Raw genomic sequence first — 13,145 nt, forward strand, 5'->3', positions numbered from 1 at the left:
ATGGCCAATGACGATTTCTGGTCCGCCTTCGTCCTGGTGTTGATCCTCGATCCGTTTGGCAACCTGCCGTTTTTCATCGCAAGTGACGTCGTTCTGAAACCTGCTCTCGTCCGTTTTTATGAAACGCGTAGCGCCATCAAGACCGACACAGCCTCCACGCACGACAGCCAGCGGCCGAGCTGCCGTGCTCATGAGGTTGATTGAATCGGCCAAGCTCTGTGAACCGCCCCGGGCCTATCTCAAAGATGTGCTGACGAAGCCCACCTGGCCCAACAGCCGTCTGGGTGAATTGCTGCCGCACAACTGGGCGAAAACCAACGCCCCTGTACTCAGCATCTGACCTTCACCTCAGGTGTCAAGATGGGTTGGTTGAACGCATACGATGAAGACGCGCATCGAGCCATGGGAGTGCGATGGAGAATGTACAAGCGCCGCAACGAGGTCGAGCACCTGTTCCGACGCCTGAAGGGCTTCCGGTGCATCTTCTCTTGGTTTGAAAAACTCGTCGTGATGTTCCTCGGTTTCCTCAGCTTCTTGCTGGTGGTCGATGGCCTTCGCGGTTTGTGTTAACAGGCCCTAGATCGGCCTTGTACAGGCCATTGATTGTCTCGGCCAGCGCGTTATCTTCAGCGTCGCCCTTGCTGCCCACAGAAGGGTCGATGCCGGCTTCAGCCAGCCGCGACCATCACCGCACCGCCGCAGACGTTCAGCCCCTTGCAGACGTTATTTCGGCATGATCGCGACGCTGTTTTGCGGCATACAGCGCCAGATCGGCGGACTGGATCCAGGCGCGCAGCGTGGTCAGTCCAGCTTGGGTCTGCGCTAGTCCGATACTGCTGGTGACCTGCAACCCCGGGTAATCAGGAAAGTGCAGTGCCTTCAGGCCATCTTGGATGCGCTGCGCAATGGTGTGCCCCTCAGCGGCCGGGGTCTGCCGACAAAGTACGGCAAATTCATCACCGCCGTACCGCCCGGCGCTGTCGTTTGTCCGAATGCTGTCGCGAATCACCCGCCCGGCCGAGCTGATGACCTCATCGCCAGCCACATGGCCGTAGGTATCGTTGATGTCTTTGAACCGATCGATGTCGATCATCAGCAAACACGCCGGCTGTCCGTTTGCGTGAAAGGCTTGCAGCGCGGCGTTGGCTTCACTCAGCCAATGGTCACGCACAAACAGGCCGGTCTGCGAGTCGGTCCTGCGCAACATCTCGAGCTGTTTGTTCTGGCGAGAGATGGTGCGGATGTGGCGGTAGCTGCCAATTGCGGTCGACATGGTGTGGACGACGAGAAGCGGCAAGGTACAAACGATGACTAGCAGTGAGCTTGGCAAGTCCACGGGCGGGCGCAGAACCAGGGTGACGAGCGCTGCTGCTGCAAACAACCCAGGCAGGGAGCGCAACCAAAGACGTCGAATGCCAGTGCTGAACTTATCGAAAGTGGTTACCGTCACGAGCACGACGCTGGGCAGCAGGTTGAAGTGCATCAGGGGAACCCACATCCCCGCAATGGCCGAGTCGATGAGCAGATTGCGTTTCTCTGCGTCGTAGGAATCACGGCTCAGTCGCGCCCAGAGGTAGGCGACATGGGGCCAGACCAGGCAGGTCAACCCCATCAGCGCCCAGCGCCACGCGGCGGCGTGCTGCATCAGCAGAACCCCGCTGATGGTCAGCCCCGCCAGCCCCATGCCGATGATGCGAAAGGGATAAATGCGACGGGCGGTTTGCTCGCGCGCCTGCCGTGTTCCAACAGGGATTTCAAACGCGACCTGCGGCATGCCGCTCGAGGCGAGATCGTGTCCAGGGGTGATGTGTGAAGAGGCGGTCGGCTCGCCTGATGGCTTGGTCTTGCGCATTGTTTATTTACCCCAGATTGTCCAGATTGTTCATTATTGAACCGGCAGAAAACATTTGAACTTACTCAGCAGTCGATAAATAAGTCGACAAATAGGGGACTCATGAGGGCTCATAAGGAGTCAGTCAGTGCATCTCATGGACATGAAACGAGATGGACGGACATTGGGCCACAAGACGCTGCGCTCCCCCGATGCGCAGAAGATCATCGACCGCTACGTCTACGAAGTGCCGCGCAGAGGCGGAGATGGAACTGTTCGGCGTCCCGATCGATCTGCAGCCGCTGTGGTTGACGCTGCAGGTTGCCGGCTTGACGACCGCCATTCTGCTGATCCTCGCGACGCTGCTTGCAGCATGGCTGGCGGGTATGCGCTCGCACGCTAACAGGCCGTTGAAAAACTAGGGCACCTCGAATTACCGCATCTTTGACCTGACCGTGCCGTGATGATGTCTCAAACGAGCGCGTTTCCGAGCCACGCGAAGGGTGGCGAGGGGATTTCTCCGCCGTCTGGAGCCCTGGTCCGGTGGCATTCGACCGCTCCAGGCCCATTTCGGGCGTCAGAAGGGCGCCGGCCCCACCTCCATCAGCGAGCACAGACGCCGCAGGTTGTACGTCGCGGCCTTCCAGTTCAGATGCAGCGTCGCCCGGTCCAGGCCGATCGAGCGCAGCGCCTTACCGCCCATCTGTTCCAGGCTGGCGTAGATGTGCTCCACACGAGCGCGGGTCTTGGCAATGCGCCGATTGCGCCGCTCCTGGCAGTCGGACAGCGGCTTGCCGGCCTGCCCCTTGCGCTGGATGTGCATGCGCCAGCCCTGGGCCTTCAGACGCTCCTCGCGTTCGCCGTCGACGTAACCCTTGTCAGCCCAGACGTCGCGGCTAGTGTTGCCCGCGTCGAGGACGCCCTCGAAGTGCAGGGTGTCGTGCTCGCTGGCCGTGCTGATGTGAATGCCCCGGATCAGCTTGTGCCGCCGGTCCACGCTGGTCGAGAGCTTGTAGCCGAAGTAGCTCTTGCCGTGCTTTTTGGTCCAGCGGGCCTGGATGTCCTTCTGCCGGCGCTTGGGCGCCGACCACTCGGCCGGCATCGCGTCCTGCTGAACAATCTCTTTCTCGTCCCTGCTCAGCGTCTGCTTCGGCACGGGCACGATGCTGGCGTCGATCATCTGGCCGCCGCGCGCGATGTAGCCGTGACGGTCGAGTTGCTGCCTCACCGCATCGAAGATGCGTTCGCTGGCACCGGCCTTGATCAGCCGCTCCTTGAAAGTCCAGATGGTCGTGCGGTCCGGCGCCTGCGAACTCTGCCGCAGGCCCACGAAGCGTTGGAAGCTCAGCCGATCCAGAAGCTGGAACTCCATCTGCTCGTCGCTGAGGTTGTAGATCTGCTGGATCACCAGGACGCGAATCATCAGTTCCGTCGGAAACGGCGGGCGCCCGCCCCGCTCGCGACCAGGGCGCGGCGCAGCCTCGTCGATCTCCGCAGCCAACGCCGCGAAGTCCACGTGCTGGGCCAGTTTGCTCAGCGCGTCGCCGATCTTGTCCAGCTTGGTCTCGCGCTCTTGCTCCGCGAACAGACTGACCTTGATCACCGCCATCCCCTCATCACGTCACCATGCCCACATGATGCCCGGCCCGCCGCTCGACGGCCAGGTTTTTCGAGGCGCCCACTACTGCGGTGGGCCATCTGCGGCGTTGCACGGTGCGCGCTGCCTCGCCTATCTATTTGATATGTCTCGGTCGCTGCGCGCCGTGCGCCTTGCATCTGGCCATCCTCGCGACGTTTTTTAACGGCCTGCTAAGGTGCTGATCGAAGATCACACAGACAAAATACTGCGCAATCCCGTGAAAAATTTCACAATCGATCCAGAAACACACGGGAAAGCGCGGGCACAGAAAGCCTCAGGATCTTTACACTGTTTCGGGTGAAGCCGAATTCTGCTCCGCTGCCATGCATTTCATTTATGCCGACTGATTTTTCGATTCTCCCTGCACCGCACACACTGCTTCCCGCGCTCGTCGAGGCACTCCTGCATGATCCTCGCGGACAGTTCCACCCGCGTCCTGTGGTGCTGTGCGTGCTGCAGCCTGGTGGCTCCGAGCAGGTTGTCATGCAAGTTGGCGAAGACGCGCAGGGTCGGGTCCTGCTCCTCACCGCAGATCCACTGACAGACGGGCTGGAGTATGGCCTTTGCGATGACGCGTCGTCTTCCGCCCACACGCAGGTCTATGTGCTCGACAGCGTCCGCGAGGGACAACGCCCAGAGGACGATTCGGCCCGATGCTGGATCAACACCCTCATCCCACTGCGTGTGCCGCGGCGATAGAAAGGGTGGCGGTGTTGTGATCCCCTTTTGGAAAAAGCCCGACATGCCAGCGCCGGTGCTGGTGGCGCTTAGCGCCGAGATTCCGCCCGTTCACACCCTGTTTATTACTCTGGGCGAGCGCAAGGCACAAGATTTCATGCAGCGCGCAGCGCAGCGCCTGGCGCACCGCGCTGCCGCACAGGGTGGGATCGTGGTGCGCACGGACCGCAGCGGTCTGCTGGCCCTGTTCGACCAAGCAGAGCGAGCCCTGGTCTGTGCGCGTGCTCTGCGCCGCGATCTGATGCAATGGGTACGCCCCATTGCTCACGAGGTAGAGGTGCATGTGGCCATTGGGATCAGCAGGGGGCGAATCCTGGGGCAGCCCCCAGATTACGAAGGCCAGACTCTGCAACACGCCAATGCACTGGCCGCGGCGGCCCAAGGAGGACAAATCCTGCTGGATGCTGCCGCGGTTCAGCAGTTGTCCCAGTCGCTGCGCGAGACCTTGCAACACGTGCACCGCATGCAATGGGATTCTGGGTTGACGGACGTCTGGATGGATCCGCCGGAAAACGCACAGCCGGACAGTGCCACTCTGCTCTGGTTGCATCTTCAACGCCCCGACAGCGGACCGGAACGAGTCGTGATTCCGGGCCGTGTGGTCCACATCGGCCGGTCATCCGAGGCCGACATCGTCATCGATCGCGAGGACGTGTCTCGGCGGCAGGCGGTCGTGCTTTGGCGCGATGGGGACTACACCCTCACCGATCTGAGCCGCAATGGCAGCTGGCTGCAATATGGTCTTTCCGGCGTGATCGTGCGAGTGCACCGCACTGCGGTTGTCTTGCGCGCTGCAGGTGCGCTGTATTTCGGACGTGCGCCGCTTCCCGGACAGCCCCCGGATTTGCGGTTTCTGGTGGATCGGCCAGGGCGCGTGACCGTGCAGGGCCACGCAGCACAGAACCCCCAACCCGTCGTCGTCATGGGGTCCGGATTGGCTGAGCAGAATCTGGACTTTGAGGAGATTGAGCCATGACTCGCCCCGTCGACCCGATGTCCCACGCTGTAGATGTGAATTGGGACGACCCCAAGCTGCAGGATCTGCTCAAAAAAATCGAAGGCTTGCGCCTGGATAACCGCAATACCTTTCATGCGCGATGGGTACGGATGCGTCAAGGCTGGCTTTTGGCAGACGCGCATGTGCCTTGGCACCCCGCGTTGCTGGTCTTGGACGACCACCAAGGAGGGTTGGTCCTGCAGACGCATGCCGAGATCGTCCAGGCCGGGGATCCGGTTGCGGTCGATTTGACTCTAGAAGGAATGGCTCCTCGAGTGGTTTTCGGGGAGGTTGCGCGAAGCCGTCCGGGTCTGCGTCCAGAAGATCAAGGACAGACTGTCTACTTTGCGTGGGTGCAGATTCTGAAGTGAAACCGACTCTCAGGCGTTGAACGGCCCTAGTGAATTTCGCCGCCTTGGCACGCTTCTCGGTTTCCGGGTCTTGCTCGTTGAGCCAGGCCTTCAGCGCAAGGGCAAGCGCAACAAACCGCTGTCCGCGTATCAGCCAGGGCACGTTTTTCATCGCAGTGATGCGCCAGTTGCCGATTGGGCGCCGGATGCCGGTGGCGCTGCGCGAAATCGGCATTGCCTATGTAGTGCTGCTGGCCTTCATGCTTGGCGGCCACGGCTTTCTGAAACTGATGAACCTCAGCCAGCCGTCGATCGAGGTGGCTGGCGGGGTCATCCTGCTGCTGGTGGCGATCAAGATGATCTTCTCCACCACATCCGAAATCTTCGGCGCTGGCAGCGGGCGCGAGCCGCTGATCTTTCCGCTGGCGGTACCGCTGCTCGCCGGTCCCTCGGCGCTGGCCACCGTGTTGCTGCTGGCCTCACGCCAGCCCAGCCAAATCTGGACCTGGGTGGGCGCGCTCAGTTCGCCCGTGGCCGTGACCGGTGGCTTGTTGCTGATGAGTGAAACCCTGCTCAAGTGGCTGGGCGACTCGGTGATGAACGCCGCAGCAAAGCTTATGGGCCTGATCCTCACCGCGATTGCGGTCAACATGCTGCTGTCGGGCATCCGCAGCCATTTCGGATTGTGAAGCCGACGCTGTCAAAACCGCAGGCTGCGGGCTAGGATATGTACCCGATGTCACACCCAACCGATTGTTCAACCGCATGGTTACCACATGGAACGCCTGACCCTGACTGCTGAAGACCGCGAAACGCTTGCCCGTTTCCTTGGCCAACTGGTCGACACCAGCATCCTCACCCGCCGCGAAATCCACGATTTTCTCGACTATTGCGATCTGATGGCGCCGAAAAAAGGCGAGATCATCGCTGATATCGGTCAGGTTGGGGAAAGCCTGTTTTTCGTTCTCGATGGACAGGGCTGTCTGATCGCGCAACTGCCCGAGAGTGAGATGGAGATCGGCCGGATCATGCCGGGGGAGATGCTGGGCGAAATGAGCTTTTTCGACCGCAAGCCGCGCGAGATCCGGCTGCGCGCCGGCGAGGACACCCGCCTGCTGCGCATCAGTCGCACCATGTATGACCGCTTGCGCCTGGAGCGACCAATCCTCGCGGTGCTGTTGCTCGAAGTGGCGATCATCAGCCTGGACCACCTCTACCGCCGGACCTCGGCGGACATGGCACAGCTCAACCGGTACATCCATCGCACCGGGCGTTGACCGCGGCGCGCCGGTGGCTGCTCAGCGCCCGGGCAGGGGTTGTTGCGGCAGGTGCTTGGGCGGATCGACCGCGTGCCGCGCCAGATCATCGAGGAACAGCGAGTTGAGCACCTCCTGGCTGGTGGCCTGAAGCACGACCTTGGGTGCCACGCCCGCGTCGAGCGCCTGCTGCCAGCGCCCGGCGCAGACGCACCAGCGGTCACCCGGCTTGAGGCCCGGAAAACGCAGCGCCGGGTTCGGGGTGGACAGATCGTTGCCCTGCGCCCTGGTGTAGGCCAGGAATTCGGCAGTCATCACGGCGCACACCCCATGTACTCCGGCGTCATTGGCGGTGACGGTGCACGAGCCATCGCGCAGGTAGCCGGTCAGCGGCGCGTGGCTGCAGGGCGGCAATGGCTGGTCAAGGACGTTGAGAGCGGGCTTGGCGGTGAGACTCATGGCGGGCTTTACAGCCGCTAGCGCGGCTATTGGCAGCAGACAGATCGCCAACGCGGCGCAGGCGATCGGGGCGAAGGAATTTGGTGTGCGGGACAAGGCGGGCATATGCAGGGCGGCGGATCGACGAGGCTGCGCAAGAATAGCCAGAGGCGGCATGGCGTTGCACCGGGCGGGGTGAGTTTCCGCGCGGTCAACCTGGATTTGCCTGCGCGCGCTCCATGTGGTCGAGTTCCTCCGCCGTGAACCCGGCCTGCAGTCGGGCATCGCGGTTGAACGGCGGCTTGCTGCGCGGTGCGCCAAATTGCGCGGCAAGCTGCGCATGCGTGCTCAGCGGATCACGCCCCTGCCGGGCGCAGGCCCAGAGATACCAGCGGTTACCCACCGCCACATGGCCGATTTCGTCGGCCAGGATGCGGTCGAGGATTTGAGCGCCACGTAGGTCGCCGGCGGCAGCGAGCTTGGCGCGGATGCTGGGATTCACATCCAGCCCACGCGCTTCGAGCGTGCGCGGCACCAGCGCCATGCGTGCGAGCAGGTCGCAACGGGTCTTGTCGGCCATTTCCCATAGGCCGTTGTGCGCCGGATAGTCGCCATAGTCGGCACCGATGCGCTGCAGGTGCGCGCGCAGCAGACTGAAGTGCTCGGCCTCCTCGGCGGCGACTTGGACCCAGTCGCGGTAGAAGCGCTCGGGCAGGCCTGGAAACCGCCACACCGCATCGAGCGCAAGGTTGATCGCGTTGAACTCGATGTGCGCGATGGCGTGCAGCAGCGCGGCATGGCCTTTCGGGTCGCGCGGGTTGCGACGCGGCATCTGCTGGGCGGACATCAGCACGGGCCTGGACGGGCAGCCGGGCAGGGCGATGCCCGCTGCAGGCTGTAGATCCGCTGCCGGGTCGATCGTGACCTCACCCGCAACCAGCCCGGAGCGCAAATTCAGCGCGAGCGCTACCTTGCGCGTGGGATCGGGCTCGACCAGCGCGGCCAGTGCCACAGCACGCGCCGAGGGCAGGGCAGACCGCTGGGTCACTGGGATTTTTTCAGCACAGTCATGGCCGAGGCGATGAGTGCGGCGGCCTGACTCATGTCGCCCGGAACGATGAGGCTAGTGCCGGCCTTGGCCAGATTCGCATAGGCCTCGAGGCCCTGCTGTGCAACCTTGAGCTGTACCGCCTGCTCGCCGCCTGGTTTCTGGATCGCCGAGGCGATCACCTCCAGCGCGTGCGCGGTGGCGTTGGCCACCGCCTCGATCGCCGCGGCCTCGCCCTGTGCCTTGTTGATCGCGGCTTGACGCTCGCCTTCTGAGCGCGCGATAAAGGCCTGACGCTCGCCCTCGGCCACATTGATCGCCTGCTGCCGCGCGCCTTCGGAGGTGGCGATCACCGCGCGCTTTTCGCGCTCGGCGGTGATCTGGCGCTGCATGGCATGGAGGATTTCGTTGGGCGGGGTCAGATCCTTGATTTCATAGCGCAGCACCTTCACGCCCCAGGTGGCGGCCGCTTCGTCCAGCGCGTTGACCACGCTGTGGTTGATGAACTCGCGTTCCTCGAAGGTCTTGTCCAGTTCGAGTTTGCCAATCACCGAGCGCAGCGTGGTCTGTGCCAGTTGGGTGATCGCGACGACATAGTTCGACGAGCCATAGCTCGCCCGCATCGGATCGGTCACCTGGAAATACAGTACCCCGTCGACCGTGAGCTGGGTGTTGTCCTTGGTGATGCAGACCTGGCTGGGCACGTCCAGCGGAATCTCCTTGAGCGAGTGCTTGTAGGCCACGTTGTCGATGAAGGGGATGATGATGTTCAGCCCCGGTTGCAATGTGGCGTGATAGCGGCCGAGGCGTTCGAGAATCCAGGCGTTTTGCTGCGGCACGATCTTGATGCCGCGGCTGACGAACAACACCGCGATGACGGCCAGGACAATGGCGATTTCCATGAACGACTCCCTGTTGAGAAACGGTGCGACGGGCGCGATCAGCCCGGATTGTGCTGCGCGCTCGTGTCATTCGGTGGACAGGCCAGCGCCTCGGGCAAGGGCTCGATCAGCAGCACATTGCCGTCCTGGCCTGCGATGCGGTGCGGGCCGGTGTGCAGCGGGCCGCGCCGCACCGGGCGGGCGTTCCAGTCGGAGCCGCGGTAGTGCACCCGGGCCATCCCCTCGGCAGACCAGGAGGAGACCTCCACCGTGGCGCCGAGATCGAGGTTGTCGTGGCGCATGTCCTGCGCCGTGCGCCGACCGAGGCTGCGGCGGCTGAAGTACAGCACCACGACCGCGCCGCCGCCCACCAGGGTGAACGCCACCCAGTGCAGCTCGCGCGGCAGGCCTGCATGCGCCGCGAGTGCACCGGCTGCAGCGCCGATCGCGAGCATCAGCAGGTAGAAGGTGCCGCTGAGCAGTTCGAGAGCGACGAAGAGGCCAGCAAGAATCCACCAGGCGGTCGGGTTGTCCATCAGCGTGAGTTGCGTATTGCGACATCGGGATTTCCTACACTGTGGCACTTTATCCCGTTCCCGCCGGAGCCGTCATGCACTTTCGCTTTCCCATTGTGATCATCGATGAGGATTTCCGCTCGGAAAACTCTTCCGGCCTGGGCATTCGCGCGCTGGCGCAGGCCATCGAAAAAGAAGGCATGGAAGTGCTGGGCGTGACCAGCTACGGCGACCTGTCCAGCTTCGCGCAACAGCAAAGCCGGGTCAGCGCCTTCATCCTGTCGATCGACGATGAAGAGTTCGCCACCGCGGAAGAAGGCGTCGAACCCGCAGCGCTGCATTCGCTGCGCGCCTTCATCGAGGAAATCCGCTTTCGCAATGCCGAAATCCCGATCTACCTCTACGGCGAGACACGCACCTCGGGGCACATTCCCAACGACATCCTGCGCGAGCTGCACGGCTTCATCCACATGTTCGAGGATACGCCCGAGTTCGTCGCCCGGCACATCATCCGCGAGGCGCGCGCCTACATGGATTCGCTGCCGCCGCCGTTTTTCCGCGCCCTGGTGGGCTATTCCGCCGATGGCTCGTATTCCTGGCACTGCCCAGGGCATTCGGGCGGCGTGGCGTTTCTCAAAAGCCCGGTCGGGCAGATGTTCCACCAGTTTTTCGGCGAGAACCTGCTGCGCGCCGACGTGTGCAACGCAGTCGAAGAACTCGGCCAGCTGCTCGACCATACCGGCCCGGTGGCGGCATCCGAGCGCAATGCTGCGCGCATCTTCCATGCCGACCATCTGTTTTTCGTCACCAACGGCACCTCAACCTCGAACAAGATGGTCTGGCATTCGACCGTCGCCCCAGGCGATGTGGTCGTGGTCGACCGCAACTGCCACAAATCGGTGCTGCACGCAATCATCATGACCGGCGCGCTGCCGGTGTTCCTCACGCCGACGCGCAACCACTACGGCATCATCGGCCCGATCCCCAAGGATGAATTCCGCCCCGAGAACATCGCGCGCAAGATTGCCGAAAACCCGCTGACCAGCCATCTGGCGGGCAAGGTCAAGCCGCGCATCCTCACCATCACGCAATCGACCTACGACGGCGTGGTCTACAACGTCGACCTGATCAAGCAGATGCTCGACGGCCACATCGACACCCTGCATTTCGACGAGGCCTGGCTGCCTCATGCAGCGTTTCACGACTTCTACCGCGGCATGCACGCCATCGGCGAGGGACGCGAGCGCACGCGCGAGTCGTTGGTGTTTTCGACGCAGTCGACGCACAAGCTGCTCGCCGGTCTGAGCCAGGCCTCACAGATTCTGGTGCAGAACGCGCAGAACCAGCAGCTCGACTTCCACCGCTTCAATGAGGCGTATCTGATGCATAGCTCGACCTCGCCGCAGTACGCGATCATCGCCTCCTGCGACGTGGCCGCGGCGATGATGGAGCCGCCTGGCGGCACCGCGCTGGTCGAAGAGAGCATCCTCGAGGCGATGAACTTCCGCCGCGCGATGCGCAAGGTCGATGCCGACTACGGACAGGACTGGTGGTTCGAAGTCTGGGGGCCGCAGTCGCTGGCCGCAGAGGGCACCGGCGAGCGCGACGACTGGATGCTGCGCGCCGAGGACGACTGGCACGGCTTTGGCTCGGTCGCTGAAGGCTTCAACATGCTCGACCCGATCAAGGCGACCGTGGTCACCCCGGGGCTCAAGCTCAACGGCGACTTCGACGCCACCGGCATTCCGGCGGCGATCGTCACCCGTTTCCTCGCCGAGCACGGCGTCATCGTGGAAAAAACTGGGCTCTACAGCTTTTTCATCATGTTCACCATCGGCATCACCAAAGGCCGCTGGAACACGCTGGTGACCGCGCTGCAGCAGTTCAAGGATGACTACGACCGCAACCAGCCGCTGTGGCGCATCCTGCCCGAGTTCATCGCGCAGAACCCGGTCTACGAACGCGTCGGCCTGCGCGATCTGTGCCAGCAAATCCACGAGGCGTACCGGCAAAACGATGTCGCGCGGCTGACCACGGAGATGTATCTGTCGGACCTGCAGCCCGCAATGACGCCGAGCGAAGCGTACGCGAAGATGGCGCACCGCGAGATCGAGCGTGTCGAGATCGACCAGCTCGAAGGCCGCGTCACCGCGGCGCTCGTCACTCCGTATCCGCCAGGCATTCCACTGCTGATCCCCGGCGAGCGCTTCAACCGGCCGATCCAGCGCTATCTCGAATTCGCGCGCGACTTCAACCAGCGCTTCCCCGGCTTTGCCACCGATGTGCATGGGCTGGTGACGCAAACCGACGCGTCCGGGCACAAGCGCTATTTCGTCGACTGCGTCAAGGCCTGACGGCCTGAAGTAGCAGTCCGGTTCTCTGCTCGTCCTCGGCGGCGCCCCCGCCGCCGGGATTTCCTGCTGTACGACCCCGCTGCGGGCGGGGCCAGCTTACGCGCGCCACCGAATCACCCAAGCCAGATGCGGAGGCTGTTGACATGTTTAGAAATAAAAACAAAAATGCGAACCGTTATCAAAACGGAGGTCATTTTGAAACGAGTCCAAACTGTCTGTCTGGTGTCTTTGCTCGGCTTTGCGGGCGCGGCAATTCCACTGGACGCGCAAGCTGACGAAAACCTGCTCGGCTACACCATCGGCGCCGAAACCCTGCCGCAGGGCAAGTCCGAGGCGTATATCTGGATCACCGACTACGACGGCAAGCGCCGCGGCAGCTACTCAGCGCAGCAGTTCCGCGCCGAAGCGGAATACGGCATCACCGACAGCCTGAGCGGTTCGGTCTATCTCAACGGCTACCGCCACAGTTACGACTGCGGCACGGTCGGCTGCGCCGGGCCGCTCGATGCGCCAGAGATCACCGGCAGCCGGCACAGCACCCAGTTCAGCGGGATGTCGGTCGAGATCAAAAAAATGCTCGCCTCGCCGTACAAGGAGGACCTCGGCGTGGCCTTGTATGGCGAGGTGAGCTACGACACAGTCGATGCGATCACCGGCGAGAAGGGCCGCGGCTGGGAGTTGGAAACCAAGCTGATCCTGCAAAAACCCTATCTCGACGGGCAGTTGCAATGGCTGACCAATCTGGAGCTCGAAGCCGAGACCTGGCGGCCTGATGCTGGAAGCGGCACCGAGGTGGCGGTTGCACCCCGGCTGCGCAGCGGCGTGTCGTATCGCTTTGCGCCGAACTGGTCGCTGGGCGTGGAGGGCTGGATCGATGCCGAGCTGCTGCGGCCGGCAGGCGGTTCGTGGGAATTCGACCACTGGGACTTGTTTGCCGGGCCATCGATCCACTACGGCGGCAAGCGCTGGTGGACCACGTTCACCTGGGCCGAGCAGTTGCGCGGCTCGAACGAGGCCGACGGCAACCGCGCCGGGCTGCACCTGGCCGACCACGCCAGGCGCGAGCTGCGGCTCAAGATCGGCTTGAATTTCTGACGG

Annotated in this window: 15 protein-coding genes and 2 pseudogenes; 10 read left to right on the plus strand and 7 right to left on the minus strand. The window is 62.9% G+C overall.

Features of this window, described 5'->3' with window-relative positions; all coding sequences use genetic code 11:
- The 3 genes and pseudogenes from ACZ47F_RS10005 to ACZ47F_RS10015 form a co-directional block, all read left to right on the plus strand.
- On the plus strand, positions 1-204 hold the full coding sequence (locus tag ACZ47F_RS10005) for a hypothetical protein (RefSeq protein ID WP_464926655.1): 204 nt from the start codon (positions 1-3) through the stop codon (positions 202-204).
- Positions 167-340, plus strand: a pseudogene (locus ACZ47F_RS10010) (transposase domain-containing protein); the annotation flags it as partial. The gene ACZ47F_RS10005 and the pseudogene ACZ47F_RS10010, both read left to right, overlap by 38 nt.
- A gap of 51 nt (positions 341-391) precedes the next feature.
- A pseudogene (locus tag ACZ47F_RS10015) lies at positions 392-570 on the plus strand (IS5-like element ISCARN85 family transposase); the annotation flags it as partial.
- Positions 571-706: 136 nt separating this feature from the next.
- Here ACZ47F_RS10015 and ACZ47F_RS10020 read toward each other — a convergent pair.
- On the minus strand, positions 707-1,852 hold the full coding sequence (locus ACZ47F_RS10020) for a diguanylate cyclase (protein WP_464924571.1): 1,146 nt from the start codon (positions 1,850-1,852) through the stop codon (positions 707-709).
- A gap of 245 nt (positions 1,853-2,097) precedes the next feature.
- Between ACZ47F_RS10020 and ACZ47F_RS10025 the strand changes: the two genes are divergently transcribed.
- A complete protein-coding gene (locus ACZ47F_RS10025) occupies positions 2,098-2,253 on the plus strand; it encodes a hypothetical protein (RefSeq protein ID WP_464924572.1) in 156 nt (51 codons plus the stop codon).
- 155 nt (positions 2,254-2,408) lie between these two features.
- Here ACZ47F_RS10025 and ACZ47F_RS10030 read toward each other — a convergent pair whose 3' ends face one another.
- Positions 2,409-3,440 (minus strand): IS5 family transposase, encoded by a 1,032-nt coding sequence (locus ACZ47F_RS10030; protein ID WP_464924573.1) that lies wholly within the window; start codon positions 3,438-3,440, stop codon positions 2,409-2,411.
- A 700-nt stretch (positions 3,441-4,140) separates the two neighbouring features.
- Complete coding sequence (locus tag ACZ47F_RS10035; RefSeq protein ID WP_464924574.1) at positions 4,141-4,491, minus strand: hypothetical protein; 351 nt, start codon at positions 4,489-4,491, stop codon at positions 4,141-4,143.
- On the opposite strand from ACZ47F_RS10035, the gene ACZ47F_RS10040 reads away from it, so the two are divergent.
- The 4 genes from ACZ47F_RS10040 (at position 4,486) to ACZ47F_RS10055 (ending at position 6,832) form a co-directional block, all read left to right on the plus strand.
- Positions 4,486-5,184, plus strand: coding sequence for an FHA domain-containing protein (locus tag ACZ47F_RS10040; RefSeq protein ID WP_464924575.1), 699 nt, complete (start codon positions 4,486-4,488; stop codon positions 5,182-5,184). The two genes, ACZ47F_RS10035 and ACZ47F_RS10040, sit on opposite strands and share 6 nt — an antisense overlap.
- On the plus strand, positions 5,181-5,576 hold the full coding sequence (locus tag ACZ47F_RS10045) for a hypothetical protein (RefSeq protein ID WP_464924576.1): 396 nt from the start codon (positions 5,181-5,183) through the stop codon (positions 5,574-5,576). The genes ACZ47F_RS10040 and ACZ47F_RS10045 overlap by 4 nt, the downstream gene beginning before the upstream one ends.
- Positions 5,577-5,734: 158 nt before the next feature.
- Positions 5,735-6,244: a MarC family protein gene (locus ACZ47F_RS10050; protein WP_464924577.1), complete on the plus strand. Its 510-nt coding sequence runs from the start codon at positions 5,735-5,737 to the stop codon at positions 6,242-6,244.
- Between the two features lie 87 nt (positions 6,245-6,331).
- A complete protein-coding gene (locus tag ACZ47F_RS10055; RefSeq protein WP_464924578.1) occupies positions 6,332-6,832 on the plus strand; it encodes a Crp/Fnr family transcriptional regulator in 501 nt (166 codons plus the stop codon).
- 21 nt (positions 6,833-6,853) lie between these two features.
- Here the strand turns inward: ACZ47F_RS10055 and ACZ47F_RS10060 are convergent, their stop codons facing one another.
- From ACZ47F_RS10060 to ACZ47F_RS10075, 4 genes are all read right to left on the minus strand, one after another.
- A complete protein-coding gene (locus ACZ47F_RS10060; RefSeq protein ID WP_464924579.1) occupies positions 6,854-7,270 on the minus strand; it encodes a DUF2237 family protein in 417 nt (138 codons plus the stop codon).
- Between the two features lie 190 nt (positions 7,271-7,460).
- Positions 7,461-8,297 (minus strand): ferritin-like domain-containing protein, encoded by an 837-nt coding sequence (locus ACZ47F_RS10065; protein ID WP_464924580.1) that lies wholly within the window; start codon positions 8,295-8,297, stop codon positions 7,461-7,463.
- Positions 8,294-9,199 (minus strand): SPFH domain-containing protein, encoded by a 906-nt coding sequence (locus ACZ47F_RS10070; protein WP_464924581.1) that lies wholly within the window; start codon positions 9,197-9,199, stop codon positions 8,294-8,296. Before ACZ47F_RS10070 ends, ACZ47F_RS10065 begins: the two co-directional genes overlap by 4 nt.
- Before the next feature lie 38 nt (positions 9,200-9,237).
- Entirely contained in the window at positions 9,238-9,714 is a 477-nt protein-coding gene (locus ACZ47F_RS10075; RefSeq protein WP_464924582.1) for an NfeD family protein, read from the minus strand.
- 74 nt (positions 9,715-9,788) lie between these two features.
- Between ACZ47F_RS10075 and ACZ47F_RS10080 the strand changes: the two genes are divergently transcribed.
- Together ACZ47F_RS10080 and ACZ47F_RS10085 are read left to right on the plus strand one after the other, a co-directional pair.
- On the plus strand, positions 9,789-12,047 hold the full coding sequence (locus ACZ47F_RS10080) for an Orn/Lys/Arg family decarboxylase (protein WP_464924583.1): 2,259 nt from the start codon (positions 9,789-9,791) through the stop codon (positions 12,045-12,047).
- Between the two features lie 195 nt (positions 12,048-12,242).
- Positions 12,243-13,142 carry a DUF6662 family protein gene (locus ACZ47F_RS10085; RefSeq protein ID WP_464924584.1) on the plus strand — a complete coding sequence of 300 codons (900 nt, stop codon included), beginning with the start codon at positions 12,243-12,245 and terminating at the stop codon, positions 13,140-13,142.
- Positions 13,143-13,145: the final 3 nt, after the last annotated feature.

The sequence above is a fragment of the Thiomonas islandica genome (assembly GCF_055383445.1).